21 protein-coding genes and 1 pseudogene are annotated in these 23,515 nt (G+C 66.4%); 13 read left to right on the top strand and 9 right to left on the bottom strand.

Annotated elements, in window-relative coordinates; all coding sequences use genetic code 11:
- Nucleotides 1–68: 68 nt before the first annotated feature.
- The 3 genes from QO058_RS16350 (at nt 69) to QO058_RS16360 (ending at nt 4,323) form a co-directional block, all read left to right on the top strand.
- Nucleotides 69–1,553, top strand: coding sequence for a cobyric acid synthase (locus QO058_RS16350; protein WP_284167361.1), 1,485 nt, complete (start codon nt 69–71; stop codon nt 1,551–1,553).
- Nucleotides 1,554–1,701: 148 nt separating this feature from the next.
- On the top strand, nt 1,702–2,298 hold the full coding sequence (locus QO058_RS16355; RefSeq protein ID WP_284167362.1) for a TetR/AcrR family transcriptional regulator: 597 nt from the start codon (nt 1,702–1,704) through the stop codon (nt 2,296–2,298).
- Between the two features lie 57 nt (nt 2,299–2,355).
- On the top strand, nt 2,356–4,323 hold the full coding sequence (locus QO058_RS16360) for an SDR family NAD(P)-dependent oxidoreductase (protein WP_284167363.1): 1,968 nt from the start codon (nt 2,356–2,358) through the stop codon (nt 4,321–4,323).
- On the opposite strand, the gene QO058_RS16365 is transcribed toward QO058_RS16360, so the two are convergent.
- Both QO058_RS16365 and QO058_RS16370 read right to left on the bottom strand, forming a co-directional pair.
- Nucleotides 4,244–5,176 carry an NAD-dependent epimerase/dehydratase family protein gene (locus QO058_RS16365; protein ID WP_284167364.1) on the bottom strand — a complete coding sequence of 311 codons (933 nt, stop codon included), beginning with the start codon at nt 5,174–5,176 and terminating at the stop codon, nt 4,244–4,246. The two genes, QO058_RS16360 and QO058_RS16365, sit on opposite strands and share 80 nt — an antisense overlap.
- The gene (locus tag QO058_RS16370; RefSeq protein WP_284167365.1) at nt 5,173–6,192 is read right to left on the bottom strand and encodes an MraY family glycosyltransferase; all 1,020 of its coding nucleotides are present in this window, start codon (nt 6,190–6,192) and stop codon (nt 5,173–5,175) included. Before QO058_RS16370 ends, QO058_RS16365 begins: the two co-directional genes overlap by 4 nt.
- Before the next feature lie 71 nt (nt 6,193–6,263).
- Here QO058_RS16370 and QO058_RS16375 point away from each other — a divergent pair, with 71 nt between their 5' ends.
- Nucleotides 6,264–6,734 (top strand): MmcB family DNA repair protein, encoded by a 471-nt coding sequence (locus QO058_RS16375; RefSeq protein ID WP_284167366.1) that lies wholly within the window; start codon nt 6,264–6,266, stop codon nt 6,732–6,734.
- Here the strand turns inward: QO058_RS16375 and QO058_RS16380 are convergent.
- From QO058_RS16380 to QO058_RS16390, 3 genes are all read right to left on the bottom strand, one after another.
- Nucleotides 6,731–7,141: a group III truncated hemoglobin gene (locus QO058_RS16380; protein ID WP_284167367.1), complete on the bottom strand. Its 411-nt coding sequence runs from the start codon at nt 7,139–7,141 to the stop codon at nt 6,731–6,733. The two genes, QO058_RS16375 and QO058_RS16380, sit on opposite strands and share 4 nt — an antisense overlap.
- Nucleotides 7,138–7,713, bottom strand: a complete 576-nt coding sequence (locus QO058_RS16385) for an ActR/PrrA/RegA family redox response regulator transcription factor (protein WP_129160317.1) — start codon at nt 7,711–7,713, stop codon at nt 7,138–7,140. Before QO058_RS16385 ends, QO058_RS16380 begins: the two co-directional genes overlap by 4 nt.
- Before the next feature lie 76 nt (nt 7,714–7,789).
- The gene (locus QO058_RS16390) at nt 7,790–9,106 is read right to left on the bottom strand and encodes an ActS/PrrB/RegB family redox-sensitive histidine kinase (RefSeq protein ID WP_284172925.1); all 1,317 of its coding nucleotides are present in this window, start codon (nt 9,104–9,106) and stop codon (nt 7,790–7,792) included.
- A 215-nt stretch (nt 9,107–9,321) separates the two neighbouring features.
- On the opposite strand from QO058_RS16390, the gene QO058_RS16395 reads away from it, so the two are divergent.
- Together QO058_RS16395 and QO058_RS16400 are read left to right on the top strand one after the other, a co-directional pair.
- Complete coding sequence (locus QO058_RS16395) at nt 9,322–10,623, top strand: polyhydroxyalkanoate depolymerase (protein ID WP_284167368.1); 1,302 nt, start codon at nt 9,322–9,324, stop codon at nt 10,621–10,623.
- 50 nt (nt 10,624–10,673) lie between these two features.
- Complete coding sequence (locus QO058_RS16400; protein WP_284167369.1) at nt 10,674–11,414, top strand: M48 family metallopeptidase; 741 nt, start codon at nt 10,674–10,676, stop codon at nt 11,412–11,414.
- A 10-nt stretch (nt 11,415–11,424) separates the two neighbouring features.
- Here the strand turns inward: QO058_RS16400 and QO058_RS16405 are convergent, their stop codons facing one another.
- Nucleotides 11,425–12,966, bottom strand: a complete 1,542-nt coding sequence (locus tag QO058_RS16405) for an MFS transporter (RefSeq protein WP_284167370.1) — start codon at nt 12,964–12,966, stop codon at nt 11,425–11,427.
- Nucleotides 12,967–13,100: 134 nt separating this feature from the next.
- On the opposite strand from QO058_RS16405, the gene QO058_RS16410 reads away from it, so the two are divergent.
- Complete coding sequence (locus QO058_RS16410; RefSeq protein ID WP_284167371.1) at nt 13,101–13,955, top strand: LysR family transcriptional regulator; 855 nt, start codon at nt 13,101–13,103, stop codon at nt 13,953–13,955.
- 11 nt (nt 13,956–13,966) lie between these two features.
- Here QO058_RS16410 and QO058_RS16415 read toward each other — a convergent pair whose 3' ends face one another.
- The 3 genes from QO058_RS16415 to QO058_RS16425 all read right to left on the bottom strand — a co-directional run bounded on the left by QO058_RS16415 (nt 13,967) and on the right by QO058_RS16425 (nt 17,583).
- On the bottom strand, nt 13,967–14,977 hold the full coding sequence (locus QO058_RS16415; protein ID WP_284167372.1) for an Lnb N-terminal periplasmic domain-containing protein: 1,011 nt from the start codon (nt 14,975–14,977) through the stop codon (nt 13,967–13,969).
- Between the two features lie 37 nt (nt 14,978–15,014).
- Nucleotides 15,015–16,625, bottom strand: a complete 1,611-nt coding sequence (locus QO058_RS16420) for a phosphoenolpyruvate carboxykinase (RefSeq protein WP_284167373.1) — start codon at nt 16,623–16,625, stop codon at nt 15,015–15,017.
- A gap of 208 nt (nt 16,626–16,833) precedes the next feature.
- A complete protein-coding gene (locus QO058_RS16425; RefSeq protein WP_284167374.1) occupies nt 16,834–17,583 on the bottom strand; it encodes a HugZ family pyridoxamine 5'-phosphate oxidase in 750 nt (249 codons plus the stop codon).
- A 148-nt stretch (nt 17,584–17,731) separates the two neighbouring features.
- Here QO058_RS16425 and QO058_RS16430 point away from each other — a divergent pair.
- From QO058_RS16430 to ahcY, 6 genes and pseudogenes are all read left to right on the top strand, one after another.
- Nucleotides 17,732–18,434: pseudogene (locus QO058_RS16430) on the top strand (response regulator).
- An 87-nt stretch (nt 18,435–18,521) separates the two neighbouring features.
- The gene (locus tag QO058_RS16435) at nt 18,522–20,315 is read left to right on the top strand and encodes a sensor histidine kinase (protein WP_284167375.1); all 1,794 of its coding nucleotides are present in this window, start codon (nt 18,522–18,524) and stop codon (nt 20,313–20,315) included.
- A complete protein-coding gene (locus QO058_RS16440; RefSeq protein WP_284167376.1) occupies nt 20,312–20,764 on the top strand; it encodes an HPr kinase/phosphorylase in 453 nt (150 codons plus the stop codon). Before QO058_RS16435 ends, QO058_RS16440 begins: the two co-directional genes overlap by 4 nt.
- A gap of 103 nt (nt 20,765–20,867) precedes the next feature.
- The gene (locus QO058_RS16445) at nt 20,868–21,269 is read left to right on the top strand and encodes a PTS sugar transporter subunit IIA (RefSeq protein ID WP_129160293.1); all 402 of its coding nucleotides are present in this window, start codon (nt 20,868–20,870) and stop codon (nt 21,267–21,269) included.
- 68 nt (nt 21,270–21,337) lie between these two features.
- Nucleotides 21,338–21,619: an HPr family phosphocarrier protein gene (locus QO058_RS16450; protein ID WP_284172926.1), complete on the top strand. Its 282-nt coding sequence runs from the start codon at nt 21,338–21,340 to the stop codon at nt 21,617–21,619.
- 275 nt (nt 21,620–21,894) lie between these two features.
- A complete protein-coding gene (gene ahcY, locus QO058_RS16455; RefSeq protein WP_432211942.1) occupies nt 21,895–23,295 on the top strand; it encodes an adenosylhomocysteinase in 1,401 nt (466 codons plus the stop codon).
- Nucleotides 23,296–23,515: the final 220 nt, after the last annotated feature.

Here is a 23,515-nt window from a genome sequence, read left to right on the forward strand (position 1 = left end):
TGGAGCAGTGGGACGCTGACGTGGACCGGTGAGCTTTTTCAGGAGGCGGAAGCGCGCTAGGCAGGACCATGCGTTCCTCCCGCCCAACTCCCGCGCTGATGCTGCTCGGCACCGGCTCCAATGTCGGCAAATCGCTGCTCGTCGCCGGCCTGTGTAGGCTCTTCGCCGATCGCGGCTTGAAGGTGCGCCCCTTCAAGCCGCAGAACATGTCGAACAATGCCGCCGCGACCGCCCAAGGCGAGATCGGCCGGGCTCAGGCCCTCCAGGCCCGCGCTGCCCGAATCGCGCCTCACGTCGACATGAATCCGGTGCTGCTCAAGCCTGAAAGCGAGCGCGGCAGCCAGATCATCCTGCAGGGCCGCGTCGCCGGCCATCTCGCCTCGGGTGATTTCAGTCGGCGCGGCGATTTCCTGCCCAAGGTGCTGGAGAGTTTCGCACGTTTGAGCGACGGCGCCGACCTGATCTTGGTCGAGGGGGCGGGCTCGCCGGCGGAAACCAATTTGCGCGCTCGCGACATCGCCAATCTCGGTTTTGCGCGTGCGGCAGGCGTTCCCGCCATGCTGATCGGCGACATCGACCGCGGCGGCGTCATAGCGAGCCTGATCGGCACGCATGCCGTGCTTGATGCAGATGATCGCGCCATGATCCGCGGCTTTGCGATCAATCGCTTTCGCGGCGATGTTGGCTTGTTCACGCCAGCGCTCGACACGATCACCAAGGCGACCGGCTGGCCGAGCTTCGGCGTCGTCCCCTGGTTCGCCGATGCCGTACGCCTGCCGGCGGAGGACGGGCTCGATCTGATGCAGGGCGTGCCGGTCCGTGACGGCGCGCTGAAGATCGTCGTTCCGGTCCTGCCCGGCATCGCCAATTTCGACGATCTCGATCCGCTGAAGCTCGAGCCCGGCGTCGAGCTCGTCTTTGTCGGGCCTGGCACGCCGCTGCCGGGCGATGCCGCCCTGGTGATCCTCCCGGGCTCGAAGACGACACTGCGCGATCTCGCCCGGTTGCGGGAGGAGGGCTGGGACATCGACATCATCGCTCATCGTCGGCGCGGCGGTCACGTGCTCGGCCTCTGCGGCGGCTATCAGATGCTGGGCGCGGTCGTGCGCGATCCGCTTGGCCTGGAAGGGCCGGCCGGCCTGGCCCCTGGCCTGGGCCTGCTCGACATCGAGACCGAGCTGACGCCGGACAAGACCGTGCGGGAGGTCGCGGTCGAACATCCCGACAGCGGTGCCATTGGCCGCGCCTACGAAATCCATCTCGGCTCCAGCGACGGACCGGACCGGGCACGGGCGCCATTCAGGGTCGAAGGCCGGCCGGAGGGCGCCCGCAGCGCCGACGGGCGGGTGGTCGGGACCTATCTCCATGGCGTCCTGACCTCGGACACGCTGCGCCGTGCCTGGCTCGAAAGCCTGACGGGAAAACGGGTCGCCGCCGGAGAGGCCTATGAGCCTGCGGTGGAGGTGGCGCTCGACCGGCTGGCAGAGCATCTCGAGCATCATCTCGATACTGCTGCGCTGCTCGAACTGGCGCGGTCGCGATCGCAATTTTGACGAACGCTCGGCGAAAAATTGTCAGGAGCACACAAATAAAGCTTTGCGGTTCAATTTGTTGACGACTGACGAAATTCGTCATACTCAACAATGGCGTCCGCAGACGGCCTATGGGAACAAGTCACCAGACCGGGAAGTTGCCCCTGGCATGAGCACAATAGAGCGCGATACACGGCACGAGATCATCGACGTCGCCGAGCGGTTCTTCCGCCAGATCGGCTACCAGAAGACCACTGTCGCCGACATCGCGAAGTCGCTGCGCATGAGCCCGGCGAACGTCTATCGTTTCTTCGACTCCAAGAAGGCGATCAACGAGGCTGTCGCCGAGCGCTCGATGACCGAGCTCGAGGCGACCGTCGCCGCGATCGCGGCCGAAAAGCGTCCCGCCGCCGAGCGTTTGCGCGACATTCTCGCTGCGACCTGCCGCATCAACGCGGCTCGTTATCTTGACAATCACCGCCTGCACGAGATGGTCGCCTGCGCCATGGAGGAGAGCTGGGACGTCATCCGTGGCCATATCGAGCGCTATGACGCGATCCTGCGCGCCGTCGTCGCCGACGGCATCGCCAAGGGCGAGTTCACCGCTCGCGATCCGGTCACGGCGACCCACTGCGTGCGCATGGCGATGTTGCGCTTCTGTCATCCGCTTCTGCTCGGTCAGTGCGCCGAATTGCCGGGTCCGAGCATCGAAGAGATGATCGACTTCATCCTCGCAGGACTAGGTGCGCGCCGCCCTGCGCTCTGAGCGAGCGCTTCCAGCTGCGTTGACAAGGCGGCGAGGGAGCGAGATACCCCGCCGCACATGCTGACCCTCTCCAAACAGAGCGCCAAGAAGCTCGCCGTCATCGTTCATGACCTGGCGATGACCGCGCTCGCGATCGTCTTCGTCTTCGCCGTGCGCTTCGATGGCTGGCTGTTCGACGAGCGGATGCGGCAATTGCCGACAATCCTGCCCTTTTTCGTCGCCTATGCCGGCGCGATTTACTGGTTTTTCCAGCTCTATCGCTCGAAATGGCGCTTCGCCTCGCTGCCGGACCTGTCGAACATCGTCCGGGCGGTCACGGTTCTGACCCTGACCTTGCTGGTCGTCGACTACGTGCTCGTCGCGCCGAACCTCTACGGCTATTTCTTCTTCGGCAAGATCACGATCGTCCTCTATTGGCTGGTCCAGATCGCCCTGCTCGGCGGCCCGCGCCTGGCCTATCGCTACTTCAGATACTCCCGCACCAAGCACCAGGCGGCGCGCGAAGCGACGCTGCCAGCTCTGCTCCTTGGCCGTGGTGTCGATATCGAGATGGTGATCCGCGCCATGGAATCGGGAACCATGGGCAAGATGCGTCCGGCCGGTATTCTCTCGCCGCGCAGTGACGATCTCGGGCAATCCATTCGGGGCGTGCCGGTGCTCGGCCTGCTCTCGCAGATGGAGACGATCGCGGCTGACGCCAGCGAGCGGGGCGAGCCGTTCCGCCGCATCGTCGCGACGCCGAGCGCCCTGGCACCGGAGGCCGAGCCGGACAAGTGGCTCGCCAAGACGCGCAAGCTCGCCATCCCGATCTCGCGCCTCGATTCACTTGGCGAGGGCCTGCGCGGCAGCGAGCTGGCGCCGCTCGCGATTGAGGACCTGCTGGTGCGCCCTTCGGTCAAGATCGACCGCAAGCGGCTCGAAGGCCTCCTCAAGGGCAAGCGCGTCATCGTCACGGGTGGCGGCGGTTCGATCGGCTCGGAGATCTGCCTGCGTTGCGCCGCCTTCGGTGCGACGGAGCTGCTGGTCGTCGAGAATTCCGAGCCGGCGCTGTTTCACGTCACCGAGGCGCTGGCGGTGCAGGACCTGCCGATGCGGGTCACCGGCGCACTCGCCGATGTCCGCGACGAAGCCCGCATAGGACCGTTGTTCAAGGCATTCGCGCCAGACATCGTGATCCATGCCGCGGCGCTGAAGCATGTGCCCTATCTCGAGGCCGATTGGGGCGAAGGCATCAAGACCAATATCTTTGGCTCGGTCGCCGCCATCGAGGCGTCGATCGCCGCCGGCGCCGGCATCTTCGTGATGATCTCGACGGACAAGGCGATCGAGCCGGTCTCGATGCTGGGTGCGACCAAACGCTTCGCCGAGATGTATGCCCAGGCACGCGACGCGGAATTCGCCGCCGGCAATCGCGGCACGCGCCTGGTCGCCGTCCGTTTCGGCAATGTGCTCGGATCGGTCGGCTCGGTGGTGCCGAAGTTCAAGGCGCAGATCGAGCGCGGCGGGCCGGTCACCGTGACCAGCCCGGACATGATCCGCTACTTCATGACCATTCGCGAGGCCTGCGATCTGGTCCTGACCGCCGCCTCGCACGCACCCGAGCACGAGGCGCAGGACGAGCGTGCCGCGGTCTATGTCCTGAAGATGGGCCAGCCGCTCAAGATCATCGACCTCGCCGAGCGCATGATCCGCCTCGCCGGCTATGAGCCCGGTGTCGATATCGAGATCGCCGTCACCGGCGTCCGGCCGGGCGAGCGCCTGAACGAGATCCTCTTCGCCAAGGACGAGCCGATGGCCGAGACCGGGCTCGACGGCGTCATGGCGGCCAAGCCGATCTTTGCCGGGCGCGCCCGACTGCAGGGCTGGCTCGACGAATTGGAGCGGGCGCTCGCGGCGCAGGACAGGCTCGGCGCCGAGGCAGTGCTCGAAGCGGCGATTCCGGATTTCAGCCGGCGCCAGTCGGGCTCGCTGCCAGCCGCGCCAGAGCGGCCTTCGTCTCAGCAGGTGGTCGCCAGCCAGCGCTGAGCAAAGCGCCGGGCGAAGCCACGAGCCCGTTCGCCAGACGTTCATAGGCCGCGGGGCGCCCGGCGAGCCGCGCCGCCAGTGCGAGCAGGGGGGATGGAACCGGGATCAACCCCGGCCCACGCCCGAGGCCGGCTCGCATCGCGGCGAGCATCTCGGTGACAGACAGGGGCTCCGGGTCAGCAACGATGTAGCTGCGCCTTGCCGGGCAGGCTTCGCTCAGCGCGAAAGCCACCGCCTCGGCGAGATTCTCGATCGCCAGCAGCGAGCGCTTTGCCGACAATGCGCCGAGCGGCAGCGGTACGGGCAGCCGTGCCAGCTTCAGCAACGCGGCCATGTTGGCCTTCACGCCCGGCCCGTAGACCAGCACCGGCCGCAGCGCGACCCAGTCGAGATCGAACTCGATCAGGGCCTGTTCGGCAGCGAGCTTTGACCGGCCATAGGCGTCGGTGGGTGCGGGCGGATCAGCCTCGCTTAGCGGGTGGTCGCTGATCGGCCCGCTCTGCGCTCGGATCGAGGACAGGAAGACGAAGCGCTGGACGCCTGCCACCTCCGCAGCCCGTGCCAGCGCCAGCGTTGCATCGGTGTTGACCGCCCGATAGCGCTCTTCGGGGATCGTGCCGTCGGCATGGGCGAGCCCGGCGCTATGGACGACGAGATCGACCCCGTCGAGCAGCGGCCGCCAGTCGACCGACGTGCCGAGATCGCCGATCGCGACCTGTTCGACACCGGAAATGGCGGAGACCGTCCTTCTGCCTGCTATCCGCAGGCGGTAGCCGCGGGCGACGAGGTCGTGAAGCAGATGCCGGCCGACGAAGCCGCTCGCGCCGGTGAGCAGGACGCGTTCGCCGCTCACCGCCGCGCCCGCTTGCGCGAAAAACGGCGCAGAAGGGCGCCGGTCAGCGCCAGTGCGGCCGTGAGACAGGTGAGCTGCACCCAAAATCCTGGCAAGGCGATGGTCACTGCCGCGAGTCCGATCAGGCAGAGGTTGAGCAATGCCACCTGCGCGACGATTTCGATGACCTTAAAGCCGTTATCGGTCGCCTGCTGGTAGAAATGCGAGCGATGCGCCTGCCAGATTTTCTCGCTGCGCGCGAGCCGGCGGAAGAGCGTGATGGTCGAATCCATGACGTGATAGAGCGGCAGGATCAGTGCCGCTGTCAGTGCCCCGGTGCCGGCGAGGCGGTACAGCAGATAGGCGCCGAGCAATCCGAGCGGCAGTGAGCCGACATCGCCGAGGAAGATCCGCGCCACCGGCTTGTTGAACGGCGCGAAGCCGAGCAGCCCGCCGAGCAGCGCCGCAGCCAGAAGGCTGGTGGCGGGATCGACGACGCCGTAGCCGCCGGCGAGCGCGACCGCACCGGTCAGCGGCACCAGCCCGGCGAGCGTGATCCAGTCGATCCCGTCGATGAAGTTGACGAGATTGACGAACCAGACGCCGGCGATCAGGGCCAGACCGCGTTCGGCCCAGAGCGGCAGCGCGTCCGGCAGCAGGCGTATCTCAGGCGCGGCGTAGAAGACGACGATGCCGACGCAGAAGACCTGCAGCGGCAGGCGCAAGCCCGGCGAAAGCGGCCTGATGTCATCCCAGGCGCCGACGAGCGCCAGCAACGCTGCCGCAGCCATCGCGAGGACGAGACCCTGCTTCGCGTTTGCCTCCATGGGAATGAGGACCAGCGCCAGATTCAATGCCAGGAAAGCGCCGGCCAGCACGGCGATGCCGCCCCCTTGCGGCGTCGGTGTGCGGTGGCTGGAGCGTGCATTCGGCCGCGCCAATGCATAGCGCATCATCAAGGGCCGCAAGACCAGGCACAGCACGAAGGCGAGGCCAGCGGCGAGGACGATCAGCAGGAGGGGAGCGAAGCGTTCCAAGGCGCGCGGACCATAACCAACCCAAGCCTTGCTGCAAGCGGCTCTTGCGTCGGCGAGCACAAAAAGAGAACATGACGGGCATGGTCGTCGCCGATTCCGTCCTCAATCCTCCGCCCGCCCGGCCGGAGATCACCCGTGCCGTCTGCCGCGGTGCCTCGCGCCATTTGCGCGAGCGTGGCTACGCCATCGTCAAGGAAATGACCTTCGCCAATGGCAGGCGCGGTGACATCGTCGCGCTCTCGCCCTCGGGCGAATTGCTCGTCGTCGAGGTCAAGTCCGGGATCGAGGATTACCGGGTCGACGGTAAATGGCCGGACTACCGCGATTATTGCGACGGCTTCCTGTTCGCGGTCGCGCCCGAATTTCCGCTGGAAATCCTGCCCGAGGATGTCGGCCTGATCGTCGCCGACGCCTGGGGCGGTGAGATGCTGCGCGAGCCGCCGCGCCATCAGCTGGCGCCGGCACGCCGCAAGATGCTGACCATCGCCTTTGCCAGGCTCGCGGCGGGGCGGCTGGCGCTGCTGGAAGACCCTGGAACCTAGCCGACCGCCCGTTGCGGCAAATTGAGCGCTTTCGGGCCGATGTTCAGGCTGATCTGCAGGCTGTCGGCGATGCGATGGGCACGGTCGACAAACAGGAACGCGGCCGGGCCGGTACAGAGCTCGGCGACCGTCGTCTCGAACAGCGAAAGCCAGCGCTCGAAATGCTGCATCTCGAGCGGGAGCGGCATATGGACTTGTTGGGGCTTGCCGCGATAGCGCCCGCTCATCAGCGTCACCGATGACCAGAAGTCACGCAGCTTGGCGAGATGCGCGCCCCAGTCGTCGCCGAGCTTGGCGAGGAAGATCGGCCCGATCAGTGGGTCCTGCCGGACGCGGCCGTAAAAGGTCTCGACCAGTTCGGCGATCAGCTCTTCGGTGATCCGCTCCGGCAGCGGAATTCCGCTCATCGCGGAGCGCGCTTGGCCAGGATGCGCTGGAGGGTACGGCGGTGCATGCCGAGCCGGCGCGCCGTTTCGGAAACGTTGCGGCTGCACAATTCGTAGACGCGCTGGATATGCTCCCAGCGGACGCGATCGGCCGACATCGGGTTTTCCGGCGGCACCGGGCGCGCATTGGGGCCCGCGGCCAGCGCCGAATGGATTTCGTCGGCATCGGCGGGCTTGGCCAGGAAGTCGAAGGCGCCGAGTTTAACCGCGCTGACCGCGGTGGCGATATTGCCGTAGCCGGTCAGGACGACGCCGCGCGCGTCCGGGCGTTTCTCCTTGAGGCGCGCGATCACGTCGAGCCCATTGCCGTCGCCGAGGCGCAGGTCGATCACCGCAAAGGCCGGCGCTTCCTCTTCGACGGCCGCGAGCCCGGCCTCGACTGATTCGGCTATCCGCACCGAATAGCCCCGTCCTTCCATGGCGCGGGCGAGGCGATTCAGGAACGGCTTGTCGTCGTCGACGAGCAGCAGGGACATGTCCCTGCCGGCATTGTCGGTGAGCTCGCCTGTCGTCGGCGCCGTGTCCATCGCCATCATCTCCTCCGGGCGAACCTGCCCGGCTCACTATCCACTGTACCGATTGCGCGACGCGTTGAAACGCCGCAACGCCTCATTCTGTCGCATATGGGGCTAAAAGCTCCGGGTTTGAAGGTCCGGCCGGGCGATCGTCGCGCTCGAAGACCGCGCGCAGCCAGGTGATCCGGACGCTGGCGCCCGTTGCCGGCAGCGGCAGATTGGAGAATTCGAGCGTTGCGCCGCTGCGCTCCAGCAGCGTCTTGGCGATGAACAGGCCGAGCCCGAGGCCGCCGCCGGCGCGCGATTCCTTGGCGTGCGAGCGCGAGAGATAAGGGTCACCCGCCCGCATCAGCACCTCGGGCGTGAAGCCGGGCCCGTCATCGGCGATCGTCAGCAGGACGGCCCCTTCCGTCCACTGCGCCGTGATCGTCACCTTCGAGCTGGCGAAATCGACGGCATTGTCGACGATGTTGCCGAGCCCGTAGATCATGCCGGGATTGCGCCGGCAGACCGGCTGCGGCTTCTCGCCGACGAGCGCGATCTCGAAGGGCACGCCGAAGGGCCGCTGCGGCCCGGCCGCTTCCTCGATCAGCAGGCTGAGCGAGAGCTGGTCGAGCGGGCCGGCATCGTCGTCCTGCAGAGAGGCGAGCTTGCCCAGAATGCCGCGGCAGCGCTCGACCTGCTCGCGCAGCAAGGTAATGTCCTCCGCCATCTCGCCCTCGGGCGGGGCAAGCCGCGAGAGCTCGCGGGCGACCAGCGCGATGGTGGCGAGCGGGGTGCCGAGCTCGTGTGCGGCCGCGGCCGCAAGCCCATCGAGCTGCGAAAGGTGCTGCTCGCGCGCCAGCACCAGCTCGGTTGCCGCCAGCGCTTCCGAGAGGTCGCGCGCCTCCTTGGCGACGCGCCAGGCATAGATGCCGGTGAAACCAAGCCCGAGCAGCAGCGCGATCCAATTGCCGACCTGGTATTGCGGCGGCAGGACCGGCCGCCCCGTCCCGGCCCAGGGCAGGGGCCAGTGCAGAATAGTGAGCAGTGTCGCCAATCCGGCGGCGAGGAGGCCGAGCGCCAGCGTGTGCCGTGGCGGCAGCGCCGTCGCCGAGATCATCACCGGCGCCAGGAACAGGATCGCGAACGGATTTTGCAGGCCGCCCGTGAGATAGAGCAGCGCTGCGAGCTGGAGAATGTCGAAGCCGAGCAGCGCCGTCGCTGCGCCCTCGCGTAGCCTGTGGCTGAGCGGAAAGCGGATGCGCAGCGCGATGTTGAGCCAGGCCGAGACGGCGATGACCAGGAAGCACCAGCCGAAGGGCAGGGAGAAGCCGAGGCCGAAATGGACGCCGGCGACGGCGACGCTCTGGCCGGCGATCGCCAGCCAGCGCAAGCGCACCAGCGTATCGAGCCGCAGATGCCGCGGCATGCCTCCGGGAGCGGATGGGATGAGGTCGGCGATCGTCACGGCGCGCAATCTTCGCAAAGCGCCTGGCGAATGGGGAGTAAGAAGCTGTGGCTAATCGGCATCACAAGGAAATCTTAGCCCTTTGAACGATTGAATGAGAACAAATTATACTTAGGCTGCGTTCTCTGTTGCGGTGCACCGTGAATGCGGCGCTGCGAAAGAGCGAAAGGGCCACCATGTCGTTCGCCTACCACGCCTATGAAGCGGTTCACATGATGGTCAGCCCGGCGCGGGCTTTGTCCGACGCCATGCAACTCGCCTTCAAGAACCCGGCGAACCCGCTGACCTATACCCCGTTTGGCCGCTCGATCGCCGCCTCCTGCGAACTGTTCGAGCGCAGCACGCGCCGCTATGGCAAGCCGGCCTTCGGACTCGACACCACCACGATGAACGGCATCAAGGTGGCGGTCGAGGAGCTGGTCGTCTGGCAGCGCCCCTTCTGCAACCTGATCTATTTCGACCGCAAGATCGAAGGCCGCCGCAAGCCGCAGCCCAAGGTGCTGCTGGTCGCGCCGATGTCTGGCCACTACGCGACGCTGTTGCGTGGCACGGTCGAGACCTTGCTGCCTGATCATGAGGTCTACATCACCGACTGGATTGATGCCCGCCTCGTGCCGCTCGCGGCCGGCAGCTTCGATCTCGACGATTATATCGATTACGTCATTGCCATGCTGCAGAAGCTCGGCCCCGACACCCATGTCATGGCCGTCTGCCAGCCTTCCGTGCCGGTGCTCGCCGCGATCGCGCGCATGGAGGCCGAGGGCGATCCGTCTTCGCCGCGCTCGATGACGCTGATGGGCGGTCCGATCGACACCCGCCGCTCGCCAACCGCGGTCAACCAGCTCGCCATGGAGCGCGGCACCGACTGGTTCCGCCGTAACTGCATCACCCGCGTGCCGTTCCCGCATCTAGGCGCTTTCCGTGAGGTCTACCCGGGCTTCATGCAGCTTTCGGGCTTCATGGCGATGAACTTCGACAAGCACCTGACCGCCCATTACGACATGTACAAGCATCTCATCGAAGGTGACGGTGATTCGGCCGAGAAGCACCGCGATTTCTATGACGAGTACATGGCGGTGATGGACCTGACCGCCGAGTTCTACCTGCAGACCGTCGATACGGTGTTCGTGAAGCATGCCTTGCCGAAGGGCGAGATGATGCATCGCGGCAACCCGGTCGACCTCAAGGCGATCCGCGGCGTCGCGCTGATGACGGTCGAGGGCGAGAACGACGACATCTCCGGCGTCGGCCAGACCAAGGCGGCGCATGATCTGTGCGTCAACATCCCCGACGACATGCGAGTCGAGTACATGCAGAAGGGCGTCGGCCATTACGGCGTCTTCAACGGTTCGCGTTTCCGCTCGGAGATCGCGCCGCGCATCTCCGATTTCATGCTCACCCTCGACATGAAGGCGGCCAGTGAGCGTCGCAGCGAGACTGCAGCGACGGCGCGCAAGGCGCTGAAGGTTGCGAGCTGAGTTAGCTCGCCCCCTTCCGCTCCCGCTGCGAATCCCGCACAATCGCAGGGATGCGGTTCTCCCTGTTCAGGCGCAAGCCCGATCCCGACCGGATCGAGGTCGGCTATGCCGGCCAGCTCTATCCGGTCACCGTCAGGCGGCGCTCGACGGCGCGGCGGCTGACGCTGCGCGTCTCGCAGGCGACCGGCGAGATCACGCTGACCCTGCCCGAGCGCGTCGACTTCACGACGGGACGCATCTTCGCTGAGAAGCATGGCGGCTGGATCGCGGCGCGCCTCGCCAAGCGGCCGCAGGGCGTGCCGTTCGAGCCCGGCGCGGTCGTGCCGTTGCGCGGCGTGCCGCACCGCATCGTGCACTGGACCAGGGTGCGCGGGCTGACCCGCGCCACGCTCTCCGCCGAGGGCGAGCCGATCATCGCCGTCTGCGGCGAGGTGGGCCATGTCGCGCGCCGGGTCAAGGACTTCCTGCGCCGCGAGGCCCTCGCCGATCTCGAGAAATCGGTGCGCACCCATACCGCCGTGCTCGGCATCCCCGCGCGCAAGATCACGCTGCGCGACACCACCAGCCGCTGGGGCTCATGCTCCTCGAAAGGGCATCTCAGCTTCTCCTGGCGGCTGATCCTGGCTCCGGCGTCGGTGCTCGACTATCTCGCCGCCCATGAGGTCGCGCATCTCAAGGAGATGAACCATTCGCACCGCTTCTGGGCGCTGACGCACAAGCTCTGCCCAAGTACCGACGATGCGGAAGCCTGGCTCAAGCGCCATGGTGCGAGCCTGCACGGCTATGGCTGATCATCCGCCCTCACTGCGCTTGGCAGGAGATCGCGCCCTTAGGCGCTGATGTCCGGGCGAAGACCACGAGGCTCGCCGCGGCGAGCAGCCACACGCCGATCCCGCCATAGAGCATGACCGCCCCGAAGCCGTCGGCGAGTGCCTGGCGTACGAGCGTTGCCGACAGGCCGGTTTCGACGGAAATGGGCGCGCCGGCGGCCAGCTTCTCCGCCAGGCTGCGCAATGCCGTGGCATCGGTGCCGGCCGCGAGCTTCTCCGTCAGCGAAGCACGCACGCCCTCGACGAGGATGAAGCCCATCAGCGCGATATTGATGGCGAGCGAGATCATCCGGGCGCTGAGATCGATCCCTGAGGCCATGCCGGCGCGCTCGGCCGGCACGGCTGCGGTCGAGGTGTTGGTGACCGGGGTGTTGGCGAGACCGATGCCGATGCCGGAGAGCAGGCAGCCCGGCAACATGGTCAGCCAGCTCGGCATGGCGACGGAGGTGCCGAGCTTCATCACGATGAAGCCGAGCCCGATGGTGAAGAGCCCGGCAGGGATGACGATGCCCGGCCGGTAGCGCCGCGCCAGCTGCTCGGCCAGCGGCGGCACGGCTAGAGTGGGCAGGGTATAGGCGAGCAGCACGAGCCCGGCAGTGAGGCCGTCATAGCCGAGCCCGGCCTCGAACCAGATCGGCAGGTAGATCATGAACGGCCAGTAGCTGACGTTCATCGCCGCGGCGCCGATGATGGCGCCGGAAAAGGCGCGGATCCGGAAGACCGAGACGTCGATCATCGGACGGCTGACCGTCCGCTCGACGAGGAGGAAGGCGACGAAGCTCGCCACCGCAATGGCGAGGACGGTCAGGGCCTGCGGGCTGGCGAAGCCGAGGTCGGGACCCTGCGTGATGAAGTAAGCCAGGCAGAAAACCGACAGTGACAAGGTCGTGATGCCGCCGATATCGAGCCGTTCCGCTGCGGGGTCGCGTGATTCCCGGATCGAAGCCAGAGCCAGAAGCGCCGTCCCGACAGCAATAGGCGTATGGACGAGGAAGACCCACTGCCAGCCCGAGAGCGCGACGATGGCACTGCCGATGACCGGCCCGAAGCCGAGCCCGATGCCGAAGACGACTCCCCAGACGCTGAAGGCCATCGCCCGTTCGGCCGGCTCGCGGAACTGCTGCGACAGGATGGCGACGCTGCAGATGAGACCCGCCCCGCCGCTGAGGCCTTGAAATACGCGGGCGACGATGAGCACCGTTGCGTTCGGCGCCAGGCCGCAGGCCAGCGAAGCGACGGCAAAAGCCAGGATCGCGATCAGGAAGACCCGCTTGCGGCCATAGCGATCGGCCAATGTGCCGGCCGCCATCAGCACGCCCGTCACCGCGATGGTGTAGGCGTTCATGATCCACTGCATCTCCTTGAAATTGGCCGGCAGCGCCTTTTCGAGCGTCGGCAGGATCGCTGGCACGCTGGAGATCTCGAGGCCGAACATCAGTGCGGTCAGGCAGGCGGCAATGAGGGCCGGCATGCCGCGCGAGCGCGACGCCGGCAGCGTTTGAGTAGCGTCCATGATGTCGGCTCTTTCCTGTCGGCAGGCGGGCTAGCAGCCCTGCGGCGAGTCGCGGGCAAGCTAGCGGGCGCCATGCGATAACAGAACCGAATGTATTGCTATTTCAGTGATGATGAATTGATATGCCTGGTACCATGACACTCGACGTCGATGCGGTCAGAGCTTTCGTCACGATTGCGGAGCTGCGCAGCTTCACCCGCGCCGCCACGGCTCTGGGCTGCCACCAGGCTGCGATCAGCCTCAGGTTGAAGCGACTGGAAGAGCGTCTCGGCCACCGGTTGATCGAACGCACGCCGCGGCTCGTGCGCCTGTCCGCGCACGGGGCGATGTTTCTCGACGAAGCCCGCGCCTTCCTCGCCGCGCATGACCGCGCGCTCTCGGCGCTCTGCAACGCGCGCCGCCGCTTCTGTCTCGGCATCGCCGCGCATGTCTTCGGGCCGGAGGTGCCGACGCTGCTGGCGCGGCTCAACGCGCACGACCCCGGCCTGATGATCGAGGTACAGCTCGGTCATTCCCGATCTCTGCTCGAGGCGTTCGACAAGGGCGAGCTCGATGCGGCGATCGTTCGCCGCGATGACGATCGCCGCCCGGCCGAGGTGCTGGCGCCGGAGTCGTTCGGCTGGTTCGCGGCGCCAAGCTTCGAACATCGCCAGGGCGAGCCGCTACGTCTTGCGATGCTCTCGGCCTCCTGCGGCGTGCGCGACATCGCCACCAAAGCGCTCGACACTGTCGGCATCCCCTGGGTCGAGGTCTTCATCGGCGGCGGCTCGATTGCGGTCGATGCCGCCGTCGCCGCCGGCCTTGCCGTCTCGGCCTTCTCCTGTCGGCTCGCTCCCGCCGGCACGGTCGAGGTCAGCCGCCGTTTCGGCCTGCCCGACCTGCCGACATCGGAGATCGTCATGGTCTCGACCCTCACCGATGCCAGGTCGCGCGCGGCCCTGCGCACGCTCGCCGCCGCATTCCGCGAGCATCGGCCGATCGTTTGCTGAGGGCGTGAGCCTCAGTTCCGTGCGGCCGGAACACCCTCGCGGATGACGCGGGAGAATTCGGGGCTGTCGGGCGCAAGGGCGCGGGCCTTCTCGCCGATCCGGCCGAGCTTGACCAGTTCGTCGAGCGGCAGGTCCTGGCGCACCGCGCCGATATCCCTGAGATAGCCGGTCAGGTAGCCGGAGAGCAGCACCCGCGGGTCGAGCGGCAGCGAGAACTTCCAGCCGGGCGCGACCTGGCCGACGAGATGGTAGACCACGGTGGTGCAGTTGGTGGTCAGCGTGTTGTACCAGCGCGGCGTCTGAGCCAGCTCGTTGATATCCTTGGCATAGGCGAGCAGCAGGTCGCGCGCCTGCTGCGGCGTCGCGGCAAGCCGGAACAGGCGGGTATCCTCGCCGCGGGCCTGGGTCCTGAGGCCGATCAGGTCGCGCTCGTCGGCCGCGACATAGGCCATCTCGTAACTGCGGAAGAAGCCGGCCAGCGCCGACCATTCCTCGCCCTGTTCGCGCCGGACCTCGATCGAGAACGTCAGCGGTTGGCTGTCGGCGAAGGTGAAGCTGATCAGGAGATGCGCGATCGCCTCGCCCGACCAATAGGACAGGAAGAGATCGGCACCCTGGATCCGCGAGAGATCGTAGCTCCGGGTTTCCCAGCGCTGGTCGTAGTCGCTCTCGGTGCGCCAGGTGAAATGGCGCAGATTGGTCACCGTCAGGCTGTTATCAGCGACGCTCATCTGCGGCAGGCGCGCCAGCTCCGGAATCCAGTTCCGCTCATGCGAGGGCTTCATGCTGCCCCACCAGCCGAGCAGGCTGACGAACAGGATGGCGAAGGCGAGCGGCAGCCGCGGCGCGCCGGTCCAGAGCCCGATGGCGCCGGCGAGCCCGGCAAGGCCAAAGCCGATCGCAGCAGCGATGCCGATTGCGCCCGGCAGCCGGAACACGAGCAGCCCGGCGCCCCAGCTGGCGGCGCCGAGAACGACGAGGGTCAGGAGAAGCTGGAGCAAAACGAGAAGGAGGCGGCGCATCGCCGCCTCCCATAGCACGCTTTTGCGCTGATTGCGTTCAAGCCGCGAGCGAGCTCGTCGGCGCGGCGGCCTTCACCGCGTCGTCGACATGAGGCTCGAACTTCGCGAAATTCTCCGCGAACATGCCGATCAGCTTCTTCGCGGTTTCGGCGAAGGCGGCTTTGTCCTGCCAAGTCTTCACGGGATAGAGGATGTGGGGCTCGACGCCGGGCACCGAGGTCGGCACCGCAAAGCCGAAATACGGATCGCGGCGGAAATCGGCGCGATTGAGTGAGCCGTCGAGGGCCGCGGTCAGCAGGCGGCGGGTCACGCGGATCGGCATGCGCCGGCCGGTGCCATAGCCGCCGCCGGTCCAGCCGGTGTTCACCAGCCAGCAATCGACATGGTGCTTGGCGATGAAGTCGCGCAGCAGGTTGGCATACTCAGACGGATGACGCGGCAGGAAGGGCGAGCCGAAGCAGGTCGAGAATTCCGGCTGGACGCCGACGAGCCCGCGCTCGGTGCCGGCGACCTTGGCGGTGTAGCCGGAGAGGAAGTGGTACATCGCCTCGGCCGGAGTCAGCTTGGCGATCGGCGGCATCACGCCGAAGGCGTCGGCGGTCAGCATCACGATGTTCTTCGGCGTGCCGGCGCGGCCCGAGCGCGAGGCGTTCGGGATGGCGTCGAGCGGATAGGCCGAGCGGGTGTTCTCGGTCTTGCTCTCATCGTCGAAATCGACCTCGCGCGAGATCGGATCCATGACGATGTTCTCGAGCACGGTGCCGAAGCGCTGCGACGCCGCATAGATCTGCGGCTCGGCCTCGGCCGAGAGGCGGATCGTCTTGGCGTAGCAGCCGCCCTCGAAGTTGAAGATGCCGTCCTTCGACCAGCCATGCTCGTCATCGCCGATCAGGGTGCGGTCAGGATCGGCCGAGAGCGTCGTCTTGCCGGTGCCGGACAGGCCGAAGAAGATCGCCGGGTCGTTCTTGGACCCGACATTGGCCGAGCAGTGCATCGGCACCACGCCCTTAGCAGGCAGCGTGTAGTTCAGATAGGTGAAGACCGATTTCTTCATCTCGCCGGCATAGGCGGAGCCGCCGATCAGCACGATCTTGCGGGAGAAATCGATCGCGATCACGGTCTCGCTGCGGCAGCCATGGCGCTTCGGGTCGGCCTTGAAGCTCGGCAGGTCGACGATCGTCAGCTCGGGCACATAACCTGCGATCTCGCTCGCCTCGGGCCGAATCAGGAGGTTGCGGATGAAGAGCGAGTGCCAGGCGAGTTCGGTGAAGACCCGTGCCTTCACCCGGTGGGTCGGATCGGCGCCGCCATAGAGGTCCTGCGCGAACAGCTCCTTGCCCTCAGCGTGCTTGATGAAGTCGCCGAGCAGGGTCTCGAACTGCTCCGACGAGATCGCGCCGTTGTTCTCCCACCAGACGCTCTTCTCGGTCAGCGCGTCCTTGACGACGAACTTGTCCTTGGGCGAGCGGCCGGTATGCGTGCCGGTATCGGCGCAGAGCGCGCCGCCGCGAGCGAGCTGCGATTCACCGCGCCGCAGCGATTCCTCGTAGAGGCGCGCCGCCTCGAAATTCCAGTAGATCGCCTTGAGCTCGCGGAAGCCGAATTTGTCGGCGCCGCTGTTCGGGTTGACGTGACCGATGGTCTCCACTGGCAATTCCTCCTGCCGAGAAGCCGCCGCCTGACGATGCCGGCGCCGTGATTGGAGTGGGGTAGGCCCCACTATGGGCCCGATGGGCCGGTGAAGTGGAGGGCTCTTTAGGCGGATGACGACGCCGGCTCAAGTCATGACGATAACCCGCCAATGACGATCGCCGATCTAAATCGTTTAAAAATTCAACCGTGGTGAATGACGGCGCTCACGCGGCGCTGCGAGCCTTTCCGGCAAGCGCAACCAGGGTGTTGCGAAGCGCGTCCGGTGTCGTCGCCGGCTCGTCGAAGGCAAGGCGCAGCGCCCTGTCGCCGAGCATCAGATCGGCGCCGTCCGGGTCGAGCCCGGAAAGGCGCCAGGCGCCTTCCTCGCCACCGAGGAGGTTCGTCGCATAGAGCTGGATGGCGTCCGCATGGTCCTCGTTCATGTGCTCGACCGCACCTTCCTCGGCCTCGATCAGGGCCCCAGCCTGCGAGCAGTCGCTGAGCACGTCGCCGGCCTCGAGTTCATAGGCCCGGCCGAAGCCGCCATTGAGGCTGGCGCGCTGGAGCCTGAGCGCGAAGAAGGAGAAGTCGGGGAAATCGACATAGAGCGAGGCTTTCGGCTGGCGCGCCAGGAAGCGGCGCCGCACGCGCCGGCCGAGATCCGTCTCGCGGTCGATCGTCTCGGCCGTGGCAATGAGCGTGATCCGCGCATGGGCGAGCGGGTCACCCTTGCCGCCGGGCGCGATCAGCAGCGAGCAGCGCGGATCGGCGATCAGGTTGCCCGTGTGCCCCGACAGCGAAGAGACCAGGATCAGCGGCGTCCCATCGATATCGGTCGCCAGGCTGGTCAGGCTGGCGAAGGGGTGCCCGTCCGGCGTCAGCGTCGCAAGGGAAGCCGAGCGTGCGCTGCGCAGCAGCCCTCTTGCGAGTCCGCGCGCGCTGGCATCGGTCGGCCTGATCGGATCGGTCGCCATGGCACTTTTCGCTGTCTTAAGTGTTTTCGAAGGGGAGACGTAGCGAAACCGCCTTGGCTTGGCTAGATTGCAGCCATGCTTTGGCCGCTCTCGCGCGAGAGTGACCCCTTTGATTGCAACGCCAGAACACAAAGAGCTGGAAAAGCTTATGCCAACCATTGCGCTGGTCGACGACGACCGCAACATCCTGACCTCGGTTTCGATCGCATTGGAAGCCGAGGGCTATCGCATCCAGACCTATACGGATGGCGCCTCGGCCCTCGACGGGCTGAAGCAGAACCCGCCTGACCTCGCCATCTTCGACATCAAGATGCCGCGCATGGACGGGATGGAACTGCTGCGCCGCCTGCGCCAGAAATCCGACCTGCCCGTGATCTTCCTGACGTCGAAGGACGAGGAGATCGACGAGCTCTTCGGCCTGAAGATGGGCGCCGACGACTTCATCCGGAAGCCGTTCTCGCAGCGCCTGTTGGTCGAGCGCGTCAAGGCCATCCTGCGCCGCGCCAGCGGCAAGGATGCGAGCGCGCCTGCCCGCACCGAGGACGCCAAGGCGCTCGAGCGCGGCCTTTTGCGCATGGACCCGGAGCGGCACACCTGTACCTGGAAGGGCGAGCCGGTGACACTGACCGTCACCGAATTCCTGATCCTGCAGTCGCTGGCGCAGCGGCCGGGGGGTGGTCAAGAGCCGCAACGCGCTGATGGATGCGGCCTATGACGACGAAGTCTATGTCGACGATCGCACCATCGACAGCCACATCAAGCGCCTGCGCAAGAAGTTCAACCAGGTCGATGTCGAGTTCGACATGATCGAGACGCTCTATGGCGTCGGCTATCGCTTCAAGGAAGGCTGAGAAGCGCCCCGGTGCGGCCCCGGGTCGGGTTTGCGCAAATGATCGCGCTTGCGCGGCGCGGGCGTCGGGACAGGATATGAGCCGCTCATGGCTACGATCGAACAGGAAGGCGCCCGCGCCGGTGGGCCGCGCACGGGGCTGACGCTGCGCCGCCGTGCCGCGCTGTTCGGCCGCCGCGTGTGGCGCGCCATCTCCGGGCGGGCCGCCTCGAGCCTGACCCGTCGCATCGTCGTCCTGAATCTCGCCGGTCTCGTCGCCCTGCTCGTCGGGTTTCTCTATCTCAACCAGTTCCGGGAGGGTCTGATCGAGGCGCGCGTGCAGAGCCTGCTGACGCAGGGCGAGATCATCGCCGGCGCCATCGCTGCCTCCGCCACGGTCGAGACCGACACGATCGCGATCGACCCGGACAAGCTCCTGCAGATGCAGGCCGGTGAGAGCGGCGCCATCGCCGAGGATCCGCTGGATTTCTCGATCAATCCCGAGAAGGTCGCCCCGCTTCTGCGCCGGCTGGTGACGCCGACCAAGACCCGCGCCCGCATCTACGACAAGGACGGGATGCTGACGCTCGATTCGCGCAATCTCTATTCGCGCGGCGACATCTTGCGGCTCGACCTGCCGCGTATCGGCGAGAGCGACGAGCCGCCGCTGTTCGAACGCACCTGGAACATGTTCCGCAATCGGCTCGGTCGCGCCGATGTGCCGGCCTATGACGATTTCGCCAACGCCAATGGCAGATCCTACACGGAGGTCGCCCGTGCGCTCGCCGGCTCGCCGGCGAGCGTGGTGCGGGTCAACACCCGCGGCGAGACGATCGTCTCGGTCGCGGTGCCGGTCCAGCGCTTCCGGGCCGTGCGCGGCGCATTGCTGCTCTCGACGCAAGGCGGCGACATCGATGCCGTCATCGCCTCCGAGCGCTACGCCATCTTCCAGGTCTTTGCAGTCGCCTCAGGCGTGATGATCGTGCTGTCGGTGCTGCTCGCCGGCACCATCGCCGAGCCGATCCGCAAGCTCGCCGATGCGGCTCAACGCGTCCGCCGCGGCGTCAAGTCGCGCGAGGAAGTCCCGGACTTCTCGAGCCGCCACGACGAGATCGGCCACCTCTCCGGCTCGTTCCGCGAGATGACCCAGGCACTGTACAATCGCATGGAGGCGATCGAGCGCTTCGCTGCCGACGTCGCCCATGAGCTCAAGAACCCGCTGACCTCGCTGCGCAGCGCCGTCGAAACCTTGCCGTTGGCGAAGAACGACGACTCGCGCGGCCGCCTGCTCGCGGTGATCCGCCACGACGTGAAACGGCTCGATCGACTGATCACCGACATCTCGGAGGCTTCGCGCCTCGATGCCGAGCTCGCGCGCGACGACACTGCTCCGCTGGATGTCGCCCAGCTCATCGAAGGAGTTGTCTCGGTCCAGAACGAGATTCGCCGGGAAGGCCAGCCAGCCGTCGAGCTCTCGGTCGACCGGCGCGGCCAGCGGCCCGGCGCCGATCCTTTCCACGTTCTCGGCCATGATTCCCGCCTCGGCCAGGTCATCGTCAACCTGATCGAAAACGCCCGCTCCTTCTCGCCGGCGGACAAGCCGGTCAGGGTCAAGTTGTCGCGCGTCGCCGGCGATGTGTTGATCACGGTCGAGGATGACGGCCCGGGCATCCCGCCGCATGCGCTGGAACGGATATTCGAGCGCTTCTACACCGACCGGCCGGAGAGCGGCTTTGGCCAGAATTCTGGGCTCGGCCTCTCGATCTCGCGCCAGATCGTCGAAGCCCATCGCGGTACGATCCGGGCCGAGAACCGCTATGCCACCGAGCAGTCCGAGGGCGAGGACAAGCGGCTCGGCGCTCGCTTCATCGTGCGTCTGCCGGCGGCGGCGCAAGCGGCATGAGCAACGTGCCGCCGCTTCGCCTGCACGCCAGCACCGTTGTTGTCGGCGAGGCCGGCATCCTGATCCGCGGCCCCTCGGGTGCCGGCAAGACGAGCCTCGCCTTGGCGCTGATCGGCATGGCGCGGATCCAGGGCCGCTTCGTCAGGCTGGTCGCCGATGACCGCACCGAAATCACCGTCCGCGCCGGCCGTGTCATCGCCGGACCGGTGTCGCCGATCGAGGGACTGGTCGAGCGGCGCGGCCTCGGACTGACCCCCGAACCGCATCTTGCCGGTGCGGTGATCCGCCTTGTAATCGATTGTGGCGCTGAGCCCGAACGCATGCCGGAGCCGGAGGCGCTGGTCGAGACCATCGCCGGCGTCACCCTGCCGCGGCTGTGCCTGCTTCCAAGGGCTGGCGACGAACGTCTAGTGCTCGCCGCGCTTGCGCTCTTTGCCGGTCCGGGGTGAACTGGTTTCGAGGAGTTCGAGACAAGCCTTGCCTATCTTTCGCACCTGCCGCATAAACCGCGACCTTGTCCGGGCGCCGTTGGGCGCTCTCCGGTGGTAATGAATGATCGGACTCGTGCTTGTCACGCATGGGCACCTGGCGACGGAATTCCGCGCCGCGCTCGAACATGTCGTCGGCCCTCAGGCCAACCTCGCCACCATCGCCATCGCCCCCGATGACGATATGGAGGGCCGCAGGCGTGACATCATCGCGGCGGTGGAGCAGGTCGAGAACGGCAAGGGTGTCATCGTCCTGACCGACATGTTCGGCGGCACACCCTCCAACCTCGCCATCTCGGTGATGGAGCCGGGCCGGATCGACGTCGTCGCCGGCGTCAACCTGCCGATGCTGATCAAGCTCGCCAGCGTGCGCGAGGAGAAGACCCTCGACGAAGCTGTCAGCAGCGCGCAGGATGCCGGCCGCAAGTATATCACGGTGGCCAGCCGCGTACTGGCGGGCAAATGAGGTCCGGCGTGCAGGACATCCGCGAAGAAGACATCCGCGACGAGGATTGCGATTGCTCCGAGGTCGAGATTCCGGCCGGTGCCGACTATGGCGAATTCCAGATCATCAACAAGAAGGGCCTGCACGCCCGCGCCACGGCCAAGTTCGTGCAGTGTGCCAGCCAGTTTGACGCCGACATCACCGTCAGCCGTTGTGGCGAGACTGTCGGCGCCACGTCGATCATGGGTATCCTGACGCTGGGGGCCGGTATCGGCTCGACCATTACCGTGGTCGCCAAGGGCGCGGAGGCGAAGGACGCGCTCCGAGCGCTCGGCGCGCTGGTCGCCGACAGGTTCGGCGAGGGCGAGTAGGCCGCCCCGCCTGACGTCAGGCATTATGCCTTGTGCCAAAGCGATAGCGATGATTTCGGCGCTGGCTGGGTTCTTCTTCATGCCCTGACGGGCCGCCTCCCTGCGCACCATGCGGGATCGGAGCGGGTGGCCGAAGATCCGTTGCCAATCCGATCGCTCCTTTCGACGCGGGGCATCAGAGATATAAAGACATCTTTATATCTTTGATTGCCTTCCGGCGAGCACCCTGCTAGAGAGCCGCCGTCATTCAAAGCACGATCGATTGGAGCGTCCCCGTGTCGAAGCACGATTACGTCGTCAAGGACATCAGCCTCGCGGATTACGGCCGCAAGGAAATCAACATGGCCCAGGACGAGATGCCGGGCCTGATGGCGATCCGCGCCGAGCACAAGGGCAAGGCCCCGCTCAAGGGCGCCCGCATCGCCGGCTGTCTGCACATGACCATCCAGACCGCCGTGCTGATCGAGACGCTGACCGAGCTCGGCGCCGATGTGCGCTGGTCCTCCTGCAACATCTTCTCGACCCAGGATCACGCCGCCGCTGCGATCGCCGCGTCCGGCGTGCCGGTCTTCGCCATCAAGGGCGAGACGCTGGAAGAGTACTGGGAATACGTCCTGCGTACCGCGAGCTGGGGTGACGGCGGCACGCCGAACATGATCCTCGACGATGGCGGCGATCTCACCATGCTGGTTATCCTCGGCGCCGAGGCCGAGGCCGGCAACGCCGCCTTCCTCGACAAGCCGGGCAATGAGGAAGAGACGATCTTCTTCAAGCTGATCAAGCGCGAGCTCAAGGCCAATCCGGGTTGGTTCACCAAGACCCGCGCCGCGATCAAGGGCGTCTCCGAGGAGACCACCACCGGCGTGCATCGCCTCTACGATCTCGCCAAGGCCGGCCGCCTGCCCTTCCCGGCGATCAACGTCAACGACTCCGTCACCAAGTCGAAGTTCGACAACCTCTATGGCTGCCGTGAGTCGCTGGTCGACGCCATCCGCCGCGGCACCGACGTGATGATGTCGGGCAAGGTCGCGCTCGTCGCCGGCTATGGCGACGTCGGCAAGGGCTCGGCCGCCTCGCTGCGCCAGGCCGGCTGCCGCGTCATGGTCACCGAAATCGACCCGATCTGCGCGCTGCAGGCGGCGATGGAGGGTTATGAGGTCGTCACCATGGAGGACGCCGCTCCGCGCGCCGACATCTTCGTGACCGCCACCGGCAATCTCGACGTCATCACCGTCGACCATATGCGCGCGATGAAGCACCGCGCCATCGTCTGCAATATCGGCCATTTCGACTCGGAGATTCAGGTCGCCGGCCTGAAGAACTTCAAGTGGGACAACGTCAAGCCGCAGGTCGACGAGGTCGAGTTCCCCGACGGCAAGCGTATCATCCTGCTCTCGGAAGGCCGTCTGGTGAACCTCGGCAACGCCACCGGCCACCCGTCCTTCGTGATGTCCTGCTCGTTCTCGAACCAGACGCTGGCCCAGATCGAGCTCTGGAACCACCACGCCAAGTACGAGAACAAGGTCTACACGCTGCCGAAGCATCTCGACGAGAAGGTCGCGGCGCTGCATCTCGCCAAGGTCGGCGCCAAGCTCACCGTGTTGAACGATGCGCAGGCGAAGTATCTCGGCCTGGCGCCGACCGGCCCGTTCAAGCCGGAACTCTATCGCTACTGAGCCACGTTCCGCTCGGCCGCAGTCGGCCGGGCGACGCTATACCGCGCGGAACCCGCCTTCAGGCGGCCGCTGCGCTAATGAGAAAGCCCGGCCTCGTGCCGGGCTTTGTCGTATTCGTGGCGCAGTACGGTACGTTTGGCACTACTAATAGACGCCAAATGTTGGTTGGCATCTACTTGTTGTTTGCCGCCAGGGCGCGTCGGCCGCAGCCGTCGCCATT

The sequence above is a fragment of the Bosea vestrisii genome (genome assembly GCF_030144325.1).
Classification (GTDB): Bacteria; Pseudomonadota; Alphaproteobacteria; order Rhizobiales; family Beijerinckiaceae; genus Allobosea; species Allobosea vestrisii_A.

Bases quoted from the DNA above. Each gene is read 5' to 3' on its own strand.
- QO058_RS16435 (WP_284167375.1), top strand. From the start codon at position 18,522: ATGGCTACGATCGAACAGGAAGGCGCCCGCGCCGGTGGGCCGCGCACG.
- QO058_RS16355 (WP_284167362.1), top strand. From the start codon at position 1,702: ATGAGCACAATAGAGCGCGATACACGGCACGAGATCATCGACGTCGCC.
- QO058_RS16350 (WP_284167361.1), top strand. From the start codon at position 69: ATGCGTTCCTCCCGCCCAACTCCCGCGCTGATGCTGCTCGGCACCGGC.
- QO058_RS16410 (WP_284167371.1), top strand. From the start codon at position 13,101: ATGACACTCGACGTCGATGCGGTCAGAGCTTTCGTCACGATTGCGGAG.
- QO058_RS16405 (WP_284167370.1), bottom strand. From the start codon at position 12,966: ATGGACGCTACTCAAACGCTGCCGGCGTCGCGCTCGCGCGGCATGCCG.
- QO058_RS16400 (WP_284167369.1), top strand. From the start codon at position 10,674: ATGCGGTTCTCCCTGTTCAGGCGCAAGCCCGATCCCGACCGGATCGAG.
- QO058_RS16395 (WP_284167368.1), top strand. From the start codon at position 9,322: ATGTCGTTCGCCTACCACGCCTATGAAGCGGTTCACATGATGGTCAGC.
- QO058_RS16380 (WP_284167367.1), bottom strand. From the start codon at position 7,141: ATGAGCGGAATTCCGCTGCCGGAGCGGATCACCGAAGAGCTGATCGCC.
- QO058_RS16360 (WP_284167363.1), top strand. From the start codon at position 2,356: ATGCTGACCCTCTCCAAACAGAGCGCCAAGAAGCTCGCCGTCATCGTT.
- QO058_RS16385 (WP_129160317.1), bottom strand. From the start codon at position 7,713: ATGGCGATGGACACGGCGCCGACGACAGGCGAGCTCACCGACAATGCC.
- QO058_RS16445 (WP_129160293.1), top strand. From the start codon at position 20,868: ATGATCGGACTCGTGCTTGTCACGCATGGGCACCTGGCGACGGAATTC.
- QO058_RS16415 (WP_284167372.1), bottom strand. From the start codon at position 14,977: ATGCGCCGCCTCCTTCTCGTTTTGCTCCAGCTTCTCCTGACCCTCGTC.
- QO058_RS16440 (WP_284167376.1), top strand. From the start codon at position 20,312: ATGAGCAACGTGCCGCCGCTTCGCCTGCACGCCAGCACCGTTGTTGTC.
- QO058_RS16375 (WP_284167366.1), top strand. From the start codon at position 6,264: ATGACGGGCATGGTCGTCGCCGATTCCGTCCTCAATCCTCCGCCCGCC.
- QO058_RS16390 (WP_284172925.1), bottom strand. From the start codon at position 9,106: ATGCCGCGGCATCTGCGGCTCGATACGCTGGTGCGCTTGCGCTGGCTG.
- QO058_RS16425 (WP_284167374.1), bottom strand. From the start codon at position 17,583: ATGGCGACCGATCCGATCAGGCCGACCGATGCCAGCGCGCGCGGACTC.